Annotated in this window: 23 protein-coding genes; 16 read left to right on the top strand and 7 right to left on the bottom strand. The window is 71.0% G+C overall.

Annotated elements, in window-relative coordinates; translation table 11 throughout:
* Nucleotides 1-102: 102 nt before the first annotated feature.
* Complete coding sequence (locus ACFU53_RS36405; RefSeq protein ID WP_384002498.1) at nucleotides 103-1,068, bottom strand: LLM class F420-dependent oxidoreductase; 966 nt, start codon at nucleotides 1,066-1,068, stop codon at nucleotides 103-105.
* Between the two features lie 258 nt (nucleotides 1,069-1,326).
* Here ACFU53_RS36405 and ACFU53_RS36410 point away from each other — a divergent pair, with 258 nt between their 5' ends.
* The 13 genes from ACFU53_RS36410 (at nucleotide 1,327) to ACFU53_RS36470 (ending at nucleotide 11,485) form a co-directional block, all read left to right on the top strand.
* Nucleotides 1,327-3,012: an FAD-dependent oxidoreductase gene (locus ACFU53_RS36410; protein ID WP_384002501.1), complete on the top strand. Its 1,686-nt coding sequence runs from the start codon at nucleotides 1,327-1,329 to the stop codon at nucleotides 3,010-3,012.
* Nucleotides 3,009-4,856 (top strand): transketolase, encoded by a 1,848-nt coding sequence (locus ACFU53_RS36415; RefSeq protein ID WP_384002504.1) that lies wholly within the window; start codon nucleotides 3,009-3,011, stop codon nucleotides 4,854-4,856. Before ACFU53_RS36410 ends, ACFU53_RS36415 begins: the two co-directional genes overlap by 4 nt.
* 56 nt (nucleotides 4,857-4,912) lie before the next feature.
* A complete protein-coding gene (gene ligD, locus ACFU53_RS36420) occupies nucleotides 4,913-5,857 on the top strand; it encodes a non-homologous end-joining DNA ligase (RefSeq protein WP_384002507.1) in 945 nt (314 codons plus the stop codon).
* Nucleotides 5,858-5,917: 60 nt separating this feature from the next.
* Nucleotides 5,918-6,334, top strand: a complete 417-nt coding sequence (locus tag ACFU53_RS36425) for a gas vesicle protein (protein WP_384002509.1) — start codon at nucleotides 5,918-5,920, stop codon at nucleotides 6,332-6,334.
* A gap of 106 nt (nucleotides 6,335-6,440) precedes the next feature.
* Nucleotides 6,441-6,866, top strand: coding sequence for a gas vesicle structural protein GvpA (locus ACFU53_RS36430; protein WP_384002512.1), 426 nt, complete (start codon nucleotides 6,441-6,443; stop codon nucleotides 6,864-6,866).
* Entirely contained in the window at nucleotides 6,863-7,612 is a 750-nt protein-coding gene (locus ACFU53_RS36435) for a GvpL/GvpF family gas vesicle protein (protein ID WP_384002515.1), read from the top strand. The genes ACFU53_RS36430 and ACFU53_RS36435 overlap by 4 nt, the downstream gene beginning before the upstream one ends.
* Before the next feature lie 67 nt (nucleotides 7,613-7,679).
* Entirely contained in the window at nucleotides 7,680-7,940 is a 261-nt protein-coding gene (locus ACFU53_RS36440) for a gas vesicle protein GvpG (protein ID WP_384002517.1), read from the top strand.
* Nucleotides 7,937-8,659 (top strand): DNA primase, encoded by a 723-nt coding sequence (locus ACFU53_RS36445; RefSeq protein WP_384002520.1) that lies wholly within the window; start codon nucleotides 7,937-7,939, stop codon nucleotides 8,657-8,659. Before ACFU53_RS36440 ends, ACFU53_RS36445 begins: the two co-directional genes overlap by 4 nt.
* A complete protein-coding gene (locus ACFU53_RS36450) occupies nucleotides 8,652-9,869 on the top strand; it encodes an SRPBCC family protein (RefSeq protein ID WP_384002523.1) in 1,218 nt (405 codons plus the stop codon). The genes ACFU53_RS36445 and ACFU53_RS36450 overlap by 8 nt, the downstream gene beginning before the upstream one ends.
* Complete coding sequence (locus ACFU53_RS36455; RefSeq protein WP_384002525.1) at nucleotides 9,866-10,231, top strand: gas vesicle protein; 366 nt, start codon at nucleotides 9,866-9,868, stop codon at nucleotides 10,229-10,231. Before ACFU53_RS36450 ends, ACFU53_RS36455 begins: the two co-directional genes overlap by 4 nt.
* Nucleotides 10,228-11,022 carry a GvpL/GvpF family gas vesicle protein gene (locus tag ACFU53_RS36460; RefSeq protein ID WP_384002528.1) on the top strand — a complete coding sequence of 265 codons (795 nt, stop codon included), beginning with the start codon at nucleotides 10,228-10,230 and terminating at the stop codon, nucleotides 11,020-11,022. The genes ACFU53_RS36455 and ACFU53_RS36460 overlap by 4 nt, the downstream gene beginning before the upstream one ends.
* Nucleotides 11,019-11,207 (top strand): gas vesicle protein, encoded by a 189-nt coding sequence (locus ACFU53_RS36465; RefSeq protein ID WP_384002531.1) that lies wholly within the window; start codon nucleotides 11,019-11,021, stop codon nucleotides 11,205-11,207. The genes ACFU53_RS36460 and ACFU53_RS36465 overlap by 4 nt, the downstream gene beginning before the upstream one ends.
* A complete protein-coding gene (locus tag ACFU53_RS36470) occupies nucleotides 11,204-11,485 on the top strand; it encodes a gas vesicle protein K (protein ID WP_033529790.1) in 282 nt (93 codons plus the stop codon). The genes ACFU53_RS36465 and ACFU53_RS36470 overlap by 4 nt, the downstream gene beginning before the upstream one ends.
* A 47-nt stretch (nucleotides 11,486-11,532) precedes the next feature.
* On the opposite strand, the gene ACFU53_RS36475 is transcribed toward ACFU53_RS36470, so the two are convergent.
* From ACFU53_RS36475 to ACFU53_RS36485, 3 genes are all read right to left on the bottom strand, one after another.
* Complete coding sequence (locus tag ACFU53_RS36475) at nucleotides 11,533-11,703, bottom strand: hydrophobic protein (RefSeq protein ID WP_384002535.1); 171 nt, start codon at nucleotides 11,701-11,703, stop codon at nucleotides 11,533-11,535.
* A gap of 43 nt (nucleotides 11,704-11,746) precedes the next feature.
* Nucleotides 11,747-12,568 carry a class I SAM-dependent methyltransferase gene (locus tag ACFU53_RS36480; RefSeq protein ID WP_384002538.1) on the bottom strand — a complete coding sequence of 274 codons (822 nt, stop codon included), beginning with the start codon at nucleotides 12,566-12,568 and terminating at the stop codon, nucleotides 11,747-11,749.
* A 111-nt stretch (nucleotides 12,569-12,679) separates the two neighbouring features.
* Nucleotides 12,680-14,173 (bottom strand): bifunctional phosphatase PAP2/diacylglycerol kinase family protein, encoded by a 1,494-nt coding sequence (locus tag ACFU53_RS36485; RefSeq protein ID WP_384002541.1) that lies wholly within the window; start codon nucleotides 14,171-14,173, stop codon nucleotides 12,680-12,682.
* Nucleotides 14,174-14,455: 282 nt separating this feature from the next.
* Here ACFU53_RS36485 and ACFU53_RS36490 point away from each other — a divergent pair, with 282 nt between their 5' ends.
* The 3 genes from ACFU53_RS36490 (at nucleotide 14,456) to ACFU53_RS36500 (ending at nucleotide 17,273) form a co-directional block, all read left to right on the top strand.
* Nucleotides 14,456-16,075, top strand: coding sequence for an ABC-F family ATP-binding cassette domain-containing protein (locus tag ACFU53_RS36490; protein ID WP_384002544.1), 1,620 nt, complete (start codon nucleotides 14,456-14,458; stop codon nucleotides 16,073-16,075).
* 380 nt (nucleotides 16,076-16,455) lie between these two features.
* A complete protein-coding gene (locus ACFU53_RS36495) occupies nucleotides 16,456-16,689 on the top strand; it encodes a DUF6158 family protein (RefSeq protein WP_384002547.1) in 234 nt (77 codons plus the stop codon).
* Complete coding sequence (locus tag ACFU53_RS36500; protein ID WP_384002549.1) at nucleotides 16,686-17,273, top strand: TIGR03086 family metal-binding protein; 588 nt, start codon at nucleotides 16,686-16,688, stop codon at nucleotides 17,271-17,273. The genes ACFU53_RS36495 and ACFU53_RS36500 overlap by 4 nt, the downstream gene beginning before the upstream one ends.
* Before the next feature lie 155 nt (nucleotides 17,274-17,428).
* Here ACFU53_RS36500 and ACFU53_RS36505 read toward each other — a convergent pair whose 3' ends face one another.
* The 3 genes from ACFU53_RS36505 to ACFU53_RS36515 are packed head-to-tail and all read right to left on the bottom strand — an operon-like array spanning nucleotide 17,429 to nucleotide 20,350.
* A complete protein-coding gene (locus ACFU53_RS36505) occupies nucleotides 17,429-19,534 on the bottom strand; it encodes a catalase (RefSeq protein ID WP_384002552.1) in 2,106 nt (701 codons plus the stop codon).
* Nucleotides 19,531-20,076 carry a type 1 glutamine amidotransferase domain-containing protein gene (locus ACFU53_RS36510; protein ID WP_384002555.1) on the bottom strand — a complete coding sequence of 182 codons (546 nt, stop codon included), beginning with the start codon at nucleotides 20,074-20,076 and terminating at the stop codon, nucleotides 19,531-19,533. Before ACFU53_RS36510 ends, ACFU53_RS36505 begins: the two co-directional genes overlap by 4 nt.
* A gap of 37 nt (nucleotides 20,077-20,113) precedes the next feature.
* Entirely contained in the window at nucleotides 20,114-20,350 is a 237-nt protein-coding gene (locus tag ACFU53_RS36515; protein WP_384002558.1) for an amino acid decarboxylase, read from the bottom strand.
* Nucleotides 20,351-20,597: the final 247 nt, after the last annotated feature.

The raw sequence follows: 20,597 nt of genomic DNA on the forward strand, positions 1-20,597 counted from the left end.
CGGCATGGGCGTTCCGGCCCCACTCCATGTGGCATGCGCTCGGCCCAGACGATGGGGAGAGGAAACACCGTCTGGGCCGAGAACCTCGGGTGGTGGCGCGGGTCAGCGAGGGCCCTGCTGGAGTTGCGGCAGCACCTTCGTGCGGTAGAAGTCGAAGAAGCCCCGCTGGTCGGGGCCGATCTGGCTGACGTAGACGCGGTCGAAGCCCGCGTCGGCGAAGGCGGTCAGTTCGGCGACGTGTTCGTCGACGTCGTCGCCGCAGACCGTGTTCTCGCCGACCATCTGCTCGGTGATCAGCGGCTCCAGCTGCTCGAAGTGGCTGGGCGTGGGCAGGATCTGGGCCATCTCGCCGGGGAGGAGCTGGCTCGACCAGAGGCGGCGGACGAGACGGACGGCCGCGTCGCGGTCGGGGCCCCAGCACACCTTCGTACCGCCGCTGACGAGGTTCGCGCCCCCGCCGCCCTTGCGGTACTGGGTCACCAGCTCCTCGTCGGGGCTCATGGTGATGAAGCCGTCGCCGACGCGGGCGGCGAGCCCGGTGGCCTTGGGGCCGAAGCCGGAGATGTCGATGGGGACGGGCTCGTCGGGGACCGTGTAGAGGCGGGCGTTCTCCACTGTGTAGTGGCGGCCATGGTGGGTGACCTCTTCGCCGGTGAACAGGTGCCGCATCACCTGGACCGACTCCTCCAGCATCTCCAGGCGGACGTCCGCCGGCGGCCAACGGGTGCCGAGGACATGCTCGTTGAGCGCCTCGCCCGAGCCGATGCCGAGACGGAAGCGGCCACCGGTCATCACCGAGCTGGTCGCCGCCGCCTGCGCGACGACCGCCGGGTGCATCCGGACGGTCGGGCAGGTCACCGCCGTCTCGACGGGCAGCGACACGGCCTCGGAGAGCGCGCCGATCACCGACCACACGAACGGGCTCTGGCCCTGGGCGTCGTTCCACGGATGGAAGTGGTCCGAGATCCACAGACAGTCGAATCCGGCCTGCTCGGCCATCCTCGCCTGCTCGACCAGCTCCGCGGGACCGAACTCCTCGGTCGCCAGGAAGTATCCGTACTCGGGCATGGGGGGTACCTCCACGACATGTGCGATCGGGTCGGGGGTCGGGTCGCGGTCCGAGTACCCGGGGGCCACAGTGGAAACCCACGGACGTCAGGGCGCCCAGCCGGTTTGGGCGCCCTGACCAGGGGGACGCGGAAGGCTCGTACGTCACAGGACCCATACGCCTGAGGACCCTCAGGACCGATACGCCTGAGGACGCTCAGGACCCTACGCCTGAGGACGCTGAGGACTCCGTATGCGCGACCCCGCCGGAGGCGAACCGTGAGTCGACCCCGCATCGTGATCGTCGGTGCCGGCTTCGCCGGCTACCGGACGGCCCGCACCCTTGCGCGGCTGACCCGGAACAAGGCCGACATCACCCTGCTCAACCCGACCGACTACTTTCTGTATCTGCCCCTGCTGCCCCAGGTCGCCGCCGGCATCCTGGAACCACGTCGTGTCACCGTCTCCCTCACCGGCACCCTGCGCCACGTACGCCTGGTGCTCGGGGAGGCCGACGACATCGACCTCGACGCGCGTACCGTGCGCTACTCGGACCCCGAGGGCGGCGTCGGCACGCTCACCTACGACCGGCTGGTGCTCGCCGCCGGCAGCGTCAACAAGCTGCTGCCCATCCCGGGTGTCGCCGAGCACGCCCACGGCTTCCGGGGGCTGCCCGAGGCGCTGTACCTCAGGGACCACGTGACGCGGCAGGTGGAGCTGGCGGCCGGCAGCGAGGACCCCAAGAGCTGCGAGGCGCGGTGCACCTTCGTGGTCGTCGGCGCCGGGTACACCGGCACCGAGGTCGCCGCGCAGGGCCAGATGTTCACCGACGCGCTGGTACGGAAACAGCCGTTGCGGGAGGGCATGCGGCCACGCTGGATACTGCTCGACATCGCGAAGCGGGTGCTGCCCGAGATGGACGAGAAGCTGTCGCGGACCGCCGACAAGGTGCTGCGGCAGCGGGGTGTCGACGTGCGGATGGGGACCTCCGTGAAGGAGGCGACGTCGGGCGGAGTGCTGCTGAGCGACGGGGAGTTCGTCGACACGCGCACGCTGGTGTGGTGCGTGGGCGTACGGCCCGATCCGCTCGCCGAGTCGCTCGGGCTGCCGATGGAACGCGGCCGGCTGCTCGTCGAGCCCACGCTGCACGTGCCCGGCCGGCCCGAGGTGTTCGCCTGTGGGGACGCGGCAGCCGTGCCCGATCTGACGAAGCCGGGCGAGTACACGCCGATGACCGCGCAGCACGCGTGGCGGCAGGGCAAGGTGGCCGGACACAACGTCGCCGCGTCCCTCGGCCTCGGCGAACCCAAGCCCTACCGCCACAGCGACCTGGGCTTCGTCGTTGACCTCGGCGGCGTCAAGGCCGCCGCCAACCCCCTCGGCATACCGCTGTCCGGCCTCGCCGCCGGTGCCGTCACCCGCGCCTACCACCTCGCCGCCATGCCCGGCAACCGCGTCCGCGTCGCCGCCGACTGGCTCCTCGACGCCGTACTGCCTCGTCAGGGCGTCCAGTTGGGGCTCGTACGGTCGTGGTCGGTGCCGCTCGACACGGCGTCGCCGGAGCTGGCCAGGATGCCGGGTGCGCCGGAGAAGGACCGGAGGGCGCCGGCAACGTCCGAGAAGGGGGGCGCGGCGGACGAACGGACCGCGCCCGACCGGGTCGGGGTGTCGGGCGGGCCGGGAGCCGCGCACAAGCGGCAAGCCCCTGACAAGCCGGGACCCACGGCGGTGCCAGGAGCCCCCGGGCAGCCGCACGCCTCACCGGTGCCCGGGGCATCCGACGACTCCCGGCCGGCCCCCGAGAAGCACAGCCCGGCCAAGCCCGGCCCCGCCAAGCCCGGCCCCGCCAAGCCCGGCCCGGCGGCCGTGCCGGGTGTGCCCGAGGAGCCGCAGCCACCGCCGTCGCACAGCCCGTCCCCCGAAAACCCGCAGAAGCCCGCCAAGGGTTCGGAAGGAGAGTCATGAACAGCCGTCAACTCACCGAGCTGGCCCAGCAGTTGCGGGTGGACAGTGTGCGGGCGTCGGGGGCCGCGGGCTCCGGGCATCCGACGTCGTCCATGTCGGCCGCCGAGCTGATGGCGGTGCTGATCGCCAAGCATCTGCGGTACGACTTCGAGCGGCCTCAACACCCCGGCAACGACCGCTTCGTGCTGTCCAAGGGGCACGCCTCGCCCCTGCTGTACTCCGCGTACAAGGCGGCCGGGGCGATCAGCGAGACCGAGTTGATGACGTTCCGGAAGCTGGGCAGCAGGCTCGAAGGGCACCCCACGCCGCGGCGGCTGCCGTGGGTGGAGACGGCCACCGGCTCGCTCGGCCAGGGGCTGCCCGTCGGTGTCGGCATCGCGCTGGCCGGGAAGCGGCTGGACCGCACCGGCTACCGGGTGTGGGTGCTGTGCGGCGACAGCGAACTCGCCGAGGGCTCGGTGTGGGAGGCCGCCGAGCACGCCTCGTACGAGCATCTGGACAATCTGACAGCGATCGTGGACGTCAACCGGCTCGGGCAGCGCGGGCCCACCCGGCACGGACACGATCTGGACGCCTACGCCCGCCGCTTCGCGGCCTTCGGCTGGCACGCGATCGAGGTCGACGGCCACGACGTGGACGCCGTCGACCGTGCCTACGGCGAGGCCGAGTCCACCAAGGGCCAGCCCACCGTGATCCTCGCCCGCACGCTCAAGGGCAAGGGCGTCGAGGCCGTCCAGGACCGCGAGGGGCTGCACGGCAAGCCGCTCAAGGACGCGGACGAGGCGATCGCGGAACTCGGCGGCATACGCGACCTCCGCGTCGAGGTCCGGCAGCCGCCCGCCGCCCGGATGCTGCACGCCGTACGGACCGGGCACCTGGAGCTGCCGCGCTACGAGACCGGCGACGAGGTCGCGACCCGGAACGCCTACGGGCAGGCGCTCGCCGCGCTCGGTACCGCGCGCGGCGATGTCGTCGCCCTGGACGGCGAGGTCAGCGACTCCACGCGCGCCGAGTTCTTCGCCAAGGAGCACCCCGACCGGTTCTTCGAGTGCTACATCGCCGAACAGCAGCTGGTGGCCGCCGCGGTGGGGCTCGCGGCGCGCGGCTGGGTGCCGTACGTCTCCACGTTCGCGGCGTTCCTCACCCGTGCCCACGACTTCATCCGGATGGCGTCGGTCAGCGGGGCCGGCGTCAACCTCGTCGGCTCCCACGCTGGCGCCGCCATCGGTCAGGACGGGCCCTCGCAGATGGGCCTGGAGGATCTGGCGATGATGCGTTCGGTGCACGGTTCGACCGTGCTGTACCCGTGCGACGCCAACCAGACCGCCAAGCTCGTCGGCACGATGGCCGGCCTCGAAGGCGTCCGCTATCTGCGCACATCGCGGGGTGACTCGCCCGTCCTCTACAGCCCCACGGAGGACTTCCCGGTCGGCGGCAGCAAGGTGCTGCGTGCCTCGGACACCGACCGGCTGACCGTCGTCGCGGCCGGGGTCACCGTCCACGAGGCCCTCAAGGCCGCCGAGGCGCTGGACGGCGAGGGCATCCAGGTCCGGGTGATCGACCTCTACTCGGTCAAGCCCGTCGACCGCCGCACCCTGCGCGAGGCCGCCGAACGCACCGGCTGCATCCTCACCGTCGAGGACCACCACGAGGAGGGCGGCCTCGGCGACGCGGTCCTCGACGCCTTCCTCGACGGCCGCCCGGTGCCCCGTCTGGTGCGGCTCGCCGTCCGTACGATGCCGGGCTCGGCGAGCCCCGAGGAGCAGCTGCGCGAGGCGGGCATCGACGCGGAGGCGATCGCGGTGGCCGGACGGCTGCTGGTGGAGAACGCGATCACGCCCTGAACAGGCCGTGTACGACGGCCCACACGCAACGGTTCGTACACAGAGGGGAGCCGGAGATGGGGGACACGCAGTCGATGCGGGTCGGCCGGCGCACCGTCGAGATCCACCGCCCGGACAAGGTGCTGTTCCCCGCGGACGGAGACGGAGACGGAGACGGCGACGGCGGCGGCAAGGAGTACACCAAAGGCGATCTCGTCGCCTACTACCGTGCCGTCGCCCCCTTCATGCTGCCCCATCTGCGCGGACGGCCGCTGATGGTGGAACGACACCCCGACGGCCTCGACGGGCCCATGTTCATGCAGAAGAACACCCCCCGGCACTACCCGGACTGGATCGAACGCGTCGAGGTGCCCAAGGAGGGCGGAACGGTCGTCCATCCCGTGTGCGAGGACGCGGCCACCCTGGTCTACCTCGCCGACCAGGCCTGCCTCACCCTGCACCGCTGGCTCTCCCGGACCGGCAGCGTCGACCGGCCCGACCGGCTGGTCTTCGACCTCGACCCGGCGGTGGACGACTTCGAACAGGTCCGGGACGCGGCACGGAACGTACGGGAGCTGCTCGACGAGCTGCAACTGCCGTCCGTGCCGATGACCACCGGGTCCAAGGGCGTCCACATCGTCGTCCCGGTGAACGGGCGCGACGACTTCGACGCGGTGCGCGACTTCGCCGGGGAGATCGCCGACGAACTCGTCCGCGCCCATCCCGAGCGGCTCACCACCGAGGCCCGCAAGAAGGACCGCGGCGACCGGCTCTACCTCGACATACAGCGCAACGCCTACGCCCAGACCGCCGTCGCCCCCTACACCGTGCGTGCCCGCCCCGGCGCGCCCGTGGCCACTCCCCTGACCTGGGAACAGCTCGACGATCCGGCCGTCGACGCCCGCCGCTGGACCCTGGCGGACGCCGTCGAGCAGGCCCGCACCAACCCCTGGGCGGGGGCGATGAGCAGGGGCCGGGCGCTGGGTCCGGCCCGGCGGCGGCTCGCGGCGCTGCGCGGCTGAGACCGGAGGCGGATTCGCACACAACCCGGAATGTTTGGCCAACGGACGTGGGGCCACTCGGTGTTCGAGGTGGCCATGTCGAACACATCCAACACATCGAAAACACAGAGTTCACGTAAATCCCAAGAACCGGACGAACCGGAAGGAGCGCAGGAATCGGACGACGAGAGCGCGTCTTCCGGCGGGAATTCGCGGCACGACGCGGCGGGCGACCGGCCCAGCCCGATGCAGGTGCTGCGTCATGCGCGGACCCAGCTCGCGGAGCTGACCGGCATGGCGCCCGAGTCCGTGTCGTCGTTCGAACAGAGCGAGGACGGCTGGACGTTGGAGGTCGAGGTCCTGGAGATCGCCAGGGTCCCCGACACGATGAGCCTGCTCGCGAGCTATCGCGTGGAACTCGATCCCGAGGGCGAGCTCACCGGCTACCGGCGCGTCCGCCGCTACGAGCGCGGCAGGGCGGACCCGCATCGCCGTTAGGCCGTCGTCCCGCTCCAGCATCCACAGACAAGATCCCAGACAAAGTTCCCAGACGAAGTTCCCAGATAAAGCAGACAAGATCCACAAACAAGGAGGAACGGCCGGTATGACCGTAGTCCCGGCACAGCAGTCCGGCGGCGGAGGCGGCAGCAGCGGCCTGTACGACGTCCTGGAACTCATCCTCGACAGGGGGCTCGTCATCGACGCCTTCATACGAGTCTCCCTGGTCGGCATCGAGATCCTGAAGATCGACGTACGGGTCGTCATCGCCAGCGTCGACACCTATCTGCGCTTCGCCGAGGCGTGCAACCGGCTCGATCTGGAGGCCGGGCCGCGCAAGAGCCCCGGCCTGCCGGACCTCGTCGGTGAGATCACCGAGTCCGGCGCGCGCGGCAAGTCCAAGGGGGCGCTGTCCGGCGCCGCCGAGACGATCTCCGACGCCTTCAAGCAGTCCCGCGAGGAGAGCGAGTCCGAGTCGCGGCCACGGGCCCGGAAGACCACGAGCTCGCGCAAGAGGGAGGAACAGGAGTGAGCACGTACGTCTACGGCATCACGGCGAGCTCACACCCCGCACTCCCCGAGGGCATGGGCGGGGTGGGTGAGCCCGCGTGCCCGGTGCGCATCCTCAAGGAGGGTGAGCTGGCGGCCATCGTCAGTGAGGCCCCCGAGGGGCTGCGCCCCAAGCGCAGGGACCTGCTCGCCCACCAGAACGTCCTGAGCGAGGCGGGTGCGGGCGGTCCGCTGCTGCCCATGCGGTTCGGCAGCGTGGCACCGGACGACGCGTCCGTCACCGGGGTGCTGGCCGAACGCGCGAAGCACTACGTGGAACGGCTCGGCGCCCTTGACGGCAAGGTCGAGTACAACGTGAAGGCCAGCCACGACGAAGAGGCCGTGCTGCACCGCGTGATGGGTGAGAACCCCGAACTGCGCGCCATGACCGAGGCCAACCGGCAGGCGGGCGGCGGTACTTACGAGGACCGGCTGCGGCTCGGCGAGATGGTCGTCGCCGCGGTGCAGGCCCGGGAGGCCGAGGACGCGGCGGAGCTGCAGCGGGCGCTGGAGCCGACCGCGGCGGCCGCCAGCGCGGGGCCCGACTCCACCGGCTGGCTGGCCAATCTGTCGTTCCTCGTGGACCGGCAGTCGGCCGCGGTGTTCCTCGACGCCGTCGAGGAGGTCCGCAAGAGCCATCCGCACATCGAGGTGCGCGTGAACGGGCCGCTGCCGCCGTACAGCTTCGTAGAACCGGGGCCCTCGCAGCCCGCGGAGACGACGCACTGACGGCGCATCCGGCATGGCGTGTCGACGGCCGTGCGGGTACGGCGTTCCGAGCCGAGGAGGCGAGCACATGGGACTGATCACAGAAGTGCTGCTGCTGCCGTTCGCACCGGTCCGCGGCAGCCTCTGGGCCGTGAGACAAGTGGTCACCGAGGCAGAGCGCCAGTACTACGACCCGGCGGCCGTCCGTGCCGATCTCGCCCGCCTCGAGCAGCGGCTCGAAGCGGGCGAGATCGATGAGGAGGAGTTCGACCGCCTGGAGGACGAGCTCCTGGACCGGCTGGAGATCAGCACACAGAGGAGCACAGGAACCAACGGGACGTCACAATGAATCGAATCGGACTGGGCCTCGCCGTAGGGGCCGGATACGTCCTCGGGCGTACCAAGAAGATGAAGCTCGCGTTCGCGGTCGGCACCATGGTGGCCGGCAAGCGGATGCACCTGAGCCCGCGGGCGCTCGCGGACCTGGTGTCGCAGCAACTGCAGAACAACCCGCAGTTCAAGGAGATCGGGGACCAGCTCCGCGAGGACCTGCGCGGTGTCGGCAAGGCGGCCTCCGGGGCGCTGGTCGAGCGGCAGATCGAGGGGCTCGCCGGCCGGTTGCACGGACGCACCTCGCAGGTGCGCGACCAGCTCGCCGGAGTGGCACCGGACCTGCCGGGTCGCGGCGGGAAGGACCGCGACGACGAGTACGCGGACGAGGCGGACGAGGACGAGTACGCCGAGACGCGTGACGAGTACGACGACGAGGGCGAGTACGAGGACGCCGAGAGCCGCGAGACGGACGGCGAGGAGCCCGAGGAGAAGCCCTCGCGCAAGCGGCCGGCGAAGAAGTCCCCGCCCAGGGCGGAAGGGGAACCGGCAGCCAAGAAGACCCCCGCCAAGAAGAGCGCCGCCCAGGGCTCGGCCGCGCGGAAGACCGTGGCGAAGAAGACCGTGGCCAAGAAGACGGCCGCCAAGAAGACCGCTCCCGGCAAGGCCCCGGCCAAGAAGGCCGCTCGCAAGGCCACGAGGTCGCGGACGACGAGGGGAGGCGGCGGCGATGACTGAGACCCTCGGCGCGGCGACCGGCCGTGCGACCAGCGGGGCGACGGACCGGGCGAAGGACGCGACGAAGAGCAACCCGCTCACCGACCTGGCCCACAGCGAGGCCGTCGACCATCTCAAGGCCGAGGCCCGGGAGTATCTGGCCGCCCAGGCCCAGCGGCTCCTCGTCGGCGCCGGCCGCAAGCTCGGCGACGCGACCGGCAAGCTCAACGACATCGCCGAGGGCAACAGCCCCGGCTTCGCCAAGCTCGCCCTCGAGGGCGGCCGCAAGCTCGCCGAGGGCAAGGGGCCGCTGCGAACCGCCCTGGAGGTGGGCGCGGGCCGGGCCAAGGACAACGTGCTCGGCGGGCTCAAGAACCTCTTCGGTGGCAAGGGCAAGGGCAAGGGCGGCTCGGGCAGCAAGCCCACGGTGATCATCGAGTCCATCGACGTCGGGGTGCCGGTGCGCACCGCGTACGACCAGTGGACCCAGTACCAGAGCTTCAGCACCTTCGCCAAGGGCGTGAAGAGCGCAAGCAAGGCCGACGACACCCACTCCGACTGGCAGCTGAAGGTGTTCTGGTCCAACCGCAGCTGGAAGGCACACACCACCGAACAGGTGCCCGACGAGCGGATCACCTGGACGTCGGAGGGCGCCAAGGGAACCACGAAGGGCGTCGTCTCCTTCCACTCCCTCGCGGACGACCTCACGCGGGTCCTGCTGGTCATCGAGTACTACCCGACGGGCCTCTTCGAGAAGACCGGCAACATCTGGCGCGCCCAGGGCCGCCGGGCCCGGCTCGACCTCAAGAACTTCGTCCGCTTCATCTCGCTCAGGGGCGAGGCCGAGGACGGCTGGCGCGGCGAGATCCGCGACGGCGAGGTCGTCGTCAGCCACGAGGACGCCCTCGCGGAGGAGGAGCGGGAGAAGGAGCAGGAGGAGCAGCGGGACGACGAGACGCCGGAGGACGACGAGGCCGAGGCCGAGTACGAGGAGGAGCCGGAGCCGGACGAGGAGCCGCGCGACTCCGACGAGCCGGACGAGGCCGATGCCACCGACGAGGCCGACGAGTACGCCGATGAGGACGACGAAGGCGACGCGGAGGAGGTCCCGGAGGACGAGTACGAGGAGGTTCCCGAGGCCGAGGGCGACGCCGGGGAGGACATCGACGAGGAACCGTACGAGGATGAGGACGAGGAACGGGCCGCCGTGGGCGGGAGTAGTCGCCGATGACGTTCCCGAGCCGAGTCCCCGAGCCGTACGGGCAGAACGGGAGCGCCAACCTGGCCGACATCCTGGAGCGTGTACTCGACAAGGGCATAGTGATCGCGGGCGACATCCGCATCAACCTGCTCGACATCGAGCTGCTCACCATCAAGCTGCGCCTCATCGTCGCCTCAGTCGACAAGGCCAAGGAGATGGGGATCGACTGGTGGGAGACCGACCCGGCGCTGTCGTCCAACGCCCGTCGCGACGAACTCTCCCGTGAGAACGCCGAGTTGCGTGCCCGGCTCGCGGAGCTGGACGACGGCGGGTACCGGCGGGAGCCGGAGCCGGCCATCGAGCGCGGCCGCGCCAGAGAGGAGCCCTCATGACCGGACTGCGTTACGTGTACGCCGTCTGCCACCCCTTCGACGCGGCGCTCCAGTCCCAGCTCACCGGGGTGGCGGGCGCGCCGCCCCGGCAGCTGCGCCACCACGACCTGATCGCCGTGGTCAGCGAGGTGCCGGAGCGTGACTTCGCGGAGCAGCCGCTCCGCGCCCATCTGGAGGACCTGGACTGGCTGACCGAGACCGCCCGCGCCCACCAGAGCGTGATCGACGCGCTCACCGTCGTCACCACGCCCCTGCCGCTCCGGCTCGCCACCGTGTTCCGCGACGACAGCGGCGTACGGGTCATGCTGGAGGCCCGCGAGGAGGGCTTTCGGCGGACCCTGGACCGGCTGGCGGGCCGGGTGGAGTGGGGCGTCAAGGTGTACGCGGAGTCCGAGGAGCAAGAGCCGTCCCAGGCGCCCGCGAAGGTCGCCAGCGGGCGCGACTATCTGCGGCAGCGGCGCCGGAGCCACCGGGCCCACGAGGAGATGTGGGAGAACGCCGATCGGTTCGCCCGCCGTCTGCACCACACCCTCTCGGAATTCGCCGAGGACACCCGGTTGCACGCCCCCCAGAATTCCGCGCTCTCCGGTGTTCCAGGCCGCAATGTGCTGAACGCGGCCTATTTGGTGCCGCGCGCCCATTCCGAGGAGTTCGTGGAACTGGTGGACCGCACGAAGGGGGAGGAACCGGGATTGCGGGTGGAACTCACCGGACCGTGGGCGGCCTATTCCTTCAGCGGAGAGAGCGGAGAGAACGGGGAGAACGGGGAGAACGGGGAGGGCGGCCTGTGACCGTGATCGAACGTCGTGAAGTGGCCCTCGTCGATCTCCTCGACCGGCTCCTCGCCGGCGGGGTCGTCATCACCGGTGACCTCACCCTGCGCATCGCGGACGTCGACCTCGTCCGCATCGACCTGAACGCCCTGATCAGCTCCGTGAACGCACAGGTTCCGTCACCCTGGGAAGGCATCGAGTGACTGGCCGCAACCGCCTCGAACTGGAGCCCGACACGGTGGAACGGGACCTGGTCAAACTGGTCCTGACCGTGGTCGAACTGCTCCGCCAGCTCATGGAGCGGCAGGCACTGCGCCGCTTCGACACAGGGGAGCTCTCGGAGGACCAGGAGGAGCGCATCGGGCTCACGCTGATGCTTCTCGACGACCGGATGACCGAGCTGCGCGAGCGCTACGGCCTGCGGCCCGAGGACCTCAATCTGGACCTCGGGCCGCTCGGACCGCTGCTACCGCGGGAGTGAATGAGGGAGTGAATGCGGGAGTGAATTCGCCTTTGGCTCGGGTGAATTCACCACCTGTACCAGCGGCCCCTTCCTCCGGAGGCGGACGTGCCGCGTACCAGGAATCCGAGGAGCCACAGCACCAGAACCGCCAGGGCGATATACCAGAGAACCTCGACCGCGAATCCGGCGCCGAAGAGAATCAGCACCAGAAGCAGTACCAGCAGGATGGGAACCATTATGCGAACCTCCTGATGGTCCGGGTTTCCAGAATACGCCCGTTCAGGCCGCCTTGCGGCAGAGAATTTCTCCGTGCAGTACGGCGAACCAGCCGTCCTCCTGCCGCCCCCATTCCCGCCAGGCCGCCTCGATCGCCCGGAGTTGCCCGACCGTCGCGTGACCGCTCTCCGTGGCCCGCTCGGCGTACGCGGAGGCGACGGTCCGGTCCGCCCACAGTCCGCTCCACCAGGCCCGCTCGTCCGCCGTGGCGTAGGTCCAGGTGGTGGAGGTGGCCGTGATGTCGGTGAGCCCGGCGCGCAGGGCCCAGGACTTCAGCCGGCGCCCCGCGTCGGGCTCACCGCCGTTGGCGCGGGCCACCCGGCGGTACAGGTCCAGCCAGTCGTCCATGCCCGGGGAGTCGGGGAACCAGGTCATCGCCGCGTAGTCGGACTCACGGACGGCGATCAAGCCGCCCGGCTTGGTCACCCGGCGCATCTCGCGCAGCGCCTGCACAGGGTCGCCGACGTGCTGGAGCACCTGGTGCGCGTGGACCACGCAGAAGGTGTCATCCGGATGGTCCAGCGCGTGGATGTCCGCGACCGCGAAGTCCACGTTGTCCAGGCCGCGTTCGGTGGCCGTGGCCCGGGCCTGGTCCAGGATGCCGGGCGCGTGGTCGACACCGGTGACGTGCCCGTCCGGGACCAGGGCGGCCAGGTCCGCGGTGATGGTGCCCGGACCGCAGCCGATGTCCAGGACCTTCATGTGGGGCTTCAGCGAACCGAGGAGATAGGCCGCCGAGTTGGCGGCCGTCCGCCAGGTGTGCGAGCGCAGCACCGACTCATGGTGCCCGTGCGTGTAGACGGCGGTCTCCCGTGCCTTCGACATGGCCGTTCCCCTTCCACGAGGTCCGTGAGGTCCACGAGTTCGTGCTCGAACCGTACGTGCCCGTGCCGAATAATGAGACCGCCGTCTTGAATTGTGGACAGGCGTGGTGGGTCAGTGCATCGGCACCGGCCGGTAGACCGTCAGTGCCTCCGGGAGCTTGCGGAGCGTCAGATCCCCCCGCGCCTCGGTGACTTCGCCGTCGTACGCGAGGAGGGTGCCCGGCGCGATGCCGTCCACCCGTAGCCGCCGTACGCGGACCGCCGCGTGGGCCGGGGTGCGGGTCAGCGGACCGGCGACGGCCGCGGCCAGCAGCCGCAGGGCCGGGCGGCGGCCGCCGTGCACGACACGGACGTCCAGCAGCCCGTCGGCCAGATCGAAACGCCGGGCCGGGGCGAGGCCCAGCCGGTGGTACGTGCCGTTGCCCGCGAACAGCAGCCAGATCGGGCGCGGCCGGCCCTCGAAGGTGGCCAGCAGTGGACGGCGGTCGGAGCGCAGGACGCGCAGTGCCGCGATCACGCCCGCCGGCCAGCCGCCCATCACCTTCTCCCAGCGCTCGCGCTCCCGCACCAGCTCGGGATAGACGCCCAGGCTGAACGTGTTGACGAAGTGGCCCTCCGTGTCACCGGTCGTGAAGTGCCCCAGGTCCACCCGGACGGCCTCGCCCCGGCGCACGGCGCGGCCCAGGTCGCGCACGTCCTCCACACCGAGGTCGTACGCGAAGTGGTTGAGCGTGCCGCCGGGGAGAACGGCGAGGGGGAGGCCGTGGCGCAGGGCCACCTCGGCGGCGGCGTTCACCGTGCCGTCGCCGCCGCACACGCCGAGCACCTGCGCATGGGCGGCGGCCTTCTCCAGCTCGGCCCTCACGTCCTCCGGTTCGCACTCCACGGTCTCGGCGCCGGGCAGTACGTCCCGCAGGGCGCGCACCCGGTCCGACGTCCCCGAGGCCCGGTTGGCGACCACGACCAGGCCGTCGCCGTCCGGCAGCGCGGGCGCGTCCACGTACGGGCGGCCGGGCGGCGGGAGCTGGTCGCGGGTCGGCACGATGCCCCGTACGGCGTAGGCGGCACCCACGCCGAGGGCGGCGCCCACCAGTACATCGCTCGGGAAGTGCACACCCGTGTACACGCGGGACAGCGCCACGGCGGCCGCCAGCGGTGCGACCGCCGCGCCCCAGCCTCGCGACTCCAGGGTGACGCCGGCCGCGAAGGCGGCGGCGGAGGCGGAGTGGCCCGAGGGGAAGGACGTGGTGATCGGCTGCCGCTTCAGTTGGCGCGGCAGCGGGACGTTGTCCAGGACCGGGCGGGGGCGGCGGATGGAGCGCTTGCCGAGGGTGTTGATCGTCGCCGAGGCGAGTGCGAGTGAGGCGACGCCCCGGACGGCCGCCCTGCGGGCCCTGGGACTCCGGGTCGCCGCGATCGCCGCCGCCGTGGCGAACCACAGCACACCGTGGTTCGCGGCGCGGCTCAGCTTTGGCAGGAGGGGGTGCGCGCCCGGCCAGTCGCGGGTCGCCACCGCGTTGAACAGGCGGCTGTCCGCGGCGAGGAAACGGTCCCTGAGGATGTGGTGGCCCGGGGGGCGGACGGTGAGGTCGACGTCTGGGGTCATGTGTCCACGGGTACCCCATGGGGGCGCAAGCGTGTCGGGCGGGGTGGGGTTGCCGATCGGGTCGGGGCTGGGTGGGTGCCCTCCGCTGCTGCTGGGCGGGGGTCGCTTTCGCTCACTGGCGCTCGCCGGGTCCCGCCGCGCCCATCCTCCCCCACTCTCGGCTTCGCTCGGACGGGAGGTGTCCCCGTCGCCCCGGCGGCACGAGCCCACGGCTACCTGCGGCAAGGGCGGTGGTCGAAATGGATTTGCTCGATTGTTCGTCGGCCTCGGACAATGCGCCCCATGGGACATCTCGAAGCCGCTCACCTGGAGTACTACCTGCCGGACGGGAGGGCGCTGCTCGGTGATGTGTCCTTTCGGGTGGGGGAGGGGGCGGTCGTCGCGCTCGTCGGACCCAATGGGGCCGGCAAGACGACGTTGCTGCGGTTGATCTCCGGGGAGCTGAAGCCGCACGGCGGGTCGGTCACCGTCTCCGGGGGGCTCGGGGTGATGCGGCAGTTCGTGGGGTCCGTGCGGGACGAGACGACCGTGCGGGACCTGCTGGTGTCGGTGGCGCAGCCGAGGATCAGGGAGGCCGCCGAGGCGGTCGACGCCGCCGAGCACGGGATGATGACCGTGGACGACGAGGCCGCCCAGCTGAAGTACGCGCAGGCCCTCTCCGACTGGGCCGAGGCGCGCGGCTACGAGGCCGAGACGCTGTGGGACATCTGCACCATGGCCGCGCTCGGCGTGCCGTACGAGAAGGCGCAGTGGCGGCAGGTGCGGACGCTGTCCGGCGGTGAACAGAAGCGGCTCGTCCTTGAGGCGCTGCTGCGCGGCACCGACCAGGTGCTCCTCCTCGACGAGCCCGACAACTACCTCGACGTACCCGGCAAGCGCTGGCTGGAGGAGCGGCTGGCGGAGACCCGCAAGACCGTGCTCTTCGTCTCGCACGACCGGGAACTGCTCTCCCACGCCGCCGAGAAGATCGTGAGCGTGGAGCCGGGGCCGGCGGGCGCGGACGCCTGGGTGCACGGTGGCGGGTTCGCCACGTACCACGAGGCGCGGGCGCAGCGGTTCGAGCGCTTCGAGGAACTGCGCAGGCGCTGGGACGAGAAGCACGCCCAGCTGAAGAAGCTGGTAGTGACGCTCCGTCAAATCGCAGAGAACAGCCCCGACATGGCCTCCCGCTACCGCGCCGCCCAGACCCGGCTGCGCAAGTTCGAGGAGGCCGGACCGCCCCCCGAGCCGCCGCGCGAGCAGGACATCACGATGCGGCTCGCGGGCGGGCGTACGGGCGTAAGGGCCGTCACCTGCAAGGGACTTGAGCTCACCGGGCTGATGAAACCCTTCGACCTGGAGGTCTTCTACGGCGAACGGGTCGCCGTCCTCGGCTCCAACGGCTCGGGCAAGTCGCACTTCCTGCGGCTGCTCGCCGACGGCGACGTGGCCCACACGGGGGAGTGGAAGCTCGGCGCCAGGGTCGTGCCGGGGCATTTCGCGCAGACGCACGCCCACCCGGAGCTGGAGGGGCGGACGCTGCTCGACATCCTGTGGAAGGAGCACGCCCAGGACCGGGGCGCCGCCATGTCCCGGCTGCGCCGTTACGAGCTGACCAGGCAGGCCGAGCAGTCCTTCGACCGCCTCTCCGGCGGCCAGCAGGCCCGCTTCCAGATCCTGCTCCTGGAACTCCAGGGCGTCACCGCCCTCCTCCTCGACGAGCCCACCGACAACCTCGACCTGGAGTCGGCGGAGGCCCTGCAGGAGGGCCTCGAGGCCTTCGAGGGCACCGTCCTCGCCGTCACCCACGACCGTTGGTTCGCTCGTTCGTTCGATCGCTATCTCGTCTTCGGCTCCGACGGCCGCGTACGGGAGACGCCGGAGCCGGTGTGGGACGAGCGACGAGTGGAGCGCGCCCGCTAGCCCCACCGGCATCCCACCGGCATCCCACCGGCCGCGTCGCTTCCGGCGACGCGGCCCCGGGCGAGCCCGAGCCACCGAGGGCTCCGCCGAGGCCACGAAGAACGCCGACGAACTCGCCGCGGTCTCCTCCCCACCCCTGTCGACCCTGGTCGAGCGCATGCTCACCAACAGCGACAGCGACAGCGACAGCGACAGCGACAGCGACATCGCCGAGGCCCTGGCCCGCCAGCGGGCGTACACAGAGGCTCAGGGCCCGGGATGTTCGTACAGTGGATGGAAGAACGCGAGATCCATGGCCCCCTCCCGGATGCCGCACGGGGTAACGCTCGCCGGGCGGGTACCCGGACCTCATGGAGGAAGACGAAGATCGGGGTACCACCATGACCGGAGTGCACCCGGACCAGCTGGACGACCAGCAGTTGATGAAAGAGCTGGAGTCGATCCACCGCACGCGTCACGACGCCCTGCTGCACGGATCGACGGAGGCGCTGCGCACCCACAACGAACGGATGGCGCAACTGGAGGGCGAGTACCTGCGCCGCCACCCGCGCCGGCCGGTCGTCTCGGGCCGCACACGCGACGGCGCGCGGGATCGAGGGCCGGCGACGACATGACGCCGGACGCGAGTACGCGTGCGCTGCTCGACCGGCACACGGAGGCGCAGGACCTCTTCGGTGCGCGGGTCCATGCCGTGCGCGAGGACCAGTGGAGGACGGGTACGCCCTGCGCCGAGTGGTCGGTCCGTGACCTCGTCAACCACCTCGTGTCCGAGCAGCTGTGGGTGCCGTCGCTGGTGCGGGACGGCTGCATGATCGAGGAGGTCGGCGACACGTTCGAGGGAGACCTGCTGGGGCCGGACCCCGCGGCGTCCTGGGACACGGCGGCACACTCCGCGCGGGAGGCGCTCGCGGCGCCCGGCGCGCTCGAACGTACGGTTCATCTGTCGTACGGCGACACTCCGGCGACCGCGTACTGCGCGCAGATGGTCGCCGATCTCGTCGTGCACGCGTGGGACCTGGCGCGGGCGATCGGCTTTGACGAGCGGTTGCCCGGTGAGCTGGTGTCGTTCGCCGTGGATGAGATCACGCCGTATGCCGGGGAGCTGGAGAAGAGCGGGTTGTTCGGGGCGCCGGTGGAGCCGCCGCCGGGTGCTGACGCGCAGACCAGGCTGTTGTGTCTGCTCGGACGGACGCCTTGAAGGCCGTTCAGAACTCGGGGCCTGTTGTGCGTTGCGGGCTGCGGGTGCGTCGTGGTTGATCGCGCCCACGCGGCGGAGCCGCACATTGACACAGCCCCGCGCCCCGGAAGGGCCGGGCCTGCCCTCTCGGGACGGCCCGGCCCTTCTCCACGTCGTCAGCAGCGCGTCGGCGGGCGGTCCCAGTGGCGGTGGGCCGCTATCGCCGCCACGAACTGACGGGTGAAGTCCTCACCCGCCCTGCCCTGGGCCGTGTCCGTCACGACGCCTCGGTCCGCCACCACGTGGTGGAACTCGGAGGAGAGGCGGACGCCCTCGGGCTGGAGGGCGGCGACGATGCCGACGCCTGAGCCGAGGGCGCCGATCGGCTTGCCGTGGCGGTAGGCGTCGCGGACGAAGCGCATGGCGTCGGGGTCGGTCGACGGTGACGGGGTGGCGACGGGACCGCCGGGGAGGAGGACCGCGTCGTAGAGGACGGACGCCACGGTGGGCAGGGCCCGGTCCACCATGTACTCCGCGCCGTCCGCGCCGCGTACGGTGCCGTCCTGGGCCGCCAGGGCCTCGACGATCGCGCCCTCCGCGGCCAGGGCCTCCCGCACGCTGGTCACCTGCTCGGCGTCCACGCCGTCGGCGACCAGGACGGCGATCTGGCGGGTGCGGATGGAGCCGGGGCCGCGCTGGGACTCCAGGCTGAGGGCGGGGGAGGTGAGCCTGTACGAGACCGGTTCGGCGTCCGTGGGGACCGGTACGCCGATGCCCTTCGCCACCTCGGCCGCCAACTCCGGGTCCACCTTGGCCAGTTGCTCCACAGTGCGGGCGCGGACGGTGAGGGCGCCGACCTTGCCGAGTTCGAAGCGGAAGGCCGCCACGATGTGCTGCTTCTCCCACGGGGCCATGCTGTTCCAGAACAGGGCGGGCTGGCTGTGGTGATCCTTGAAACTCTCGCTGCGGCGGCGGATCTTGGCGCCGTCGACGCGCTCGGCGTAGTGCGTGTAGGCGTGGGGGTCTACGCCCGCGTGGGCCGGGCAGCCGCCGCCGAGGGAGTTCGGGAAGTAGTTCGTGCCGCCGTGGATCGCCGACTGGTGGTAACCGTCGCGGTGGTTGGTGCGTACCGGGGCGACCGGGCGGTTCACCGGCAGTTGACTGAAGTTGGGGCCACCGAGGCGGATCAACTGCGTGTCCAGGTAGGAGAAGTTGCGGGCCTGGAGCAACGGGTCGTTGGTGAAGTCGATGCCGGGGACGACGTTGGCGGTGTGGAAGGCGACCTGTTCCGTCTCCGCGAAGAAGTTCTCGGGGTTGCGGTCCAGCACCATGCGGCCGATGGGCCGTACCGGCACCTGCTCCTCGGGGATCACCTTCGTGGCGTCGAGCAGATCGAAGTCGAAGGCGAACTCGTCTTCCTCCGGCACGAGTTGGACGCCCAGCTCCCACTCCGGGTACTCGCCGGCCTCGATCGCGTCCCACAGGTCCCGGCGGTTGAAGTCCGGGTCCCGGCCCTGGCACTCCTGCGCCTCGTCCCACACCAGCGAGTGCGTGCCCAGCTTCGGCTTCCAGTGGAACTTCACGAACGTGCCCCGCCCGTCGGCGGTCACGAAGCGGAAGGTGTGCACGCCGAAGCCCTGCATCATGCGGTAGCTGCGCGGGATCGCCCGGTCCGACATCAGCCACATGATCGCGTGCAGCGTCTCCGGCTGCAGTGACACGAAGTCCCAGAGCGTGTCGTGCGCGGAAGCGCCCGTCGGGATGTCGTTGTGCGGCTCCGGCTTCACCGCGTGCACGAAGTCGGGGAACTTGATGCCGTCCTGGATGAAGAAGACCGGAAAGTTGTTCCCGACCAGGTCGTAATTACCCTCCGACGTATAGAACTTGGTCGCGAAGCCGCGTACGTCCCGCACGGTGTCCGCGGAGCCGCGCGGCCCCTGCACGGTCGAGAACCGTACGAAGACGGGAGTGCGTACGGAGGGGTCCTGGAGGAACGTGGCACGGGTGAACTCGGCGCAGGACTCGTACGGTTCGAAGTAGCCGTACGCGCCCGCGCCCCGTGCGTGGACCACCCGCTCCGGGATTCGCTCGTGGTCGAAGTGGGTGAGCTTCTCCCGGAAGTGGAAGTCCTCCATCAGCGTCGGCCCGCGCTCGCCGACGGTCAGGGAGTCGTCGGTGTGGTCGACGGCCACGCCCTGGTCGGTGGTGAGAGGACCCGACGCCGGGTCGTCCGGGTGGGCTGCCTCACGCTGCCCCTGCTTGCGGTCCATGGGTGAGCTCATCGGGCGGCCTCCTGGCTGAACACATCGAGGAACGCCTCGCAGAACGCCTTGAGGTCGTCCGGTTTGCGGCTGGTGACCAGCTTGCCGGGGCCGTGGTCGCAGATCTTGACCTGCTCGTCGACCCAGGTGCCGCCCGCGTTGCCGATGTCCGTGCGCAGGCTCGGCCACGAGGTGAGGACCCGGCCGCGGACCACGTCCGCCTCGACCAGCGTCCACGGCGCGTGACAGATCGCGGCGACCGGACGGCCACGCTCGAAGAACTCCCGGACGAAGGACACGGCCTGTTCGTCCATCCGCAGGAAGTCCGGGTTGGCCACCCCGCCGGGCAGGACCAGCGCGTCGAACGACTCGGCCGGCGCCTCGCCCACCACGGCGTCCACGGGGAACGTGTCCGCCTTGTCGAGGTGGTCGAAGGCCTGGATCCGACCGGGCTCCGTCGACACCAGCACAGGTTCGTGGCCGGCGTTCTTCGCGGCCTGCCAGGGTTCGGTCAGCTCGATCTGCTCGACACCCTCGGGTGCGGTCAGGAATGCGATACGCATGGCTGCTCAGTCTCCTTTCCTTGCCTTGTTCCGTCGCTCATCGGGCCACCACCCGCAGGGTGCGCAGCTCGGGGTCCGACGGGTCCGGCACGTACACGCCGTGCTCGACACCGGACCTGAGGTACTCCACCACCGCCCGGTTGATCCGCTCGCCCGGGCAGATCACCGGCACGCCGGGCGGATAAGGGCTCGCGGGCTCCGCGGCCACCCGGCCCACCGCCTCCTCCAGCGGCACCTGATCCACCGGGCCGAAGAAGGCGTCGCGGGGGAGCATCACGCCCTCCAGCTCCAGCTCCTCTGGTCGGGCCGTCGGTCCGTGGTCACGCTGTCGTCGTCCATGGTCTCCGTGTCGTCACTGTCCGATGCGTCGGGCCGGGGCGGAGTCCGGGCCTGTCCGTCAGGCCGGGGCCGGGCCGATCCGTCAGGCCGGGGCCGGGCCCGGGCCGATCCCTGAGGTCGGGCCCGCGCCCGGCCAGGTGCCCGGCTCGGCGCGGCTGATGTGGGCGAGCGCCGACCCCGGC

Source organism: Streptomyces sp. NPDC057474 (genome assembly GCF_042802555.1).
In the GTDB taxonomy this organism is placed as follows: Bacteria; Actinomycetota; Actinomycetes; order Streptomycetales; family Streptomycetaceae; genus Streptomyces.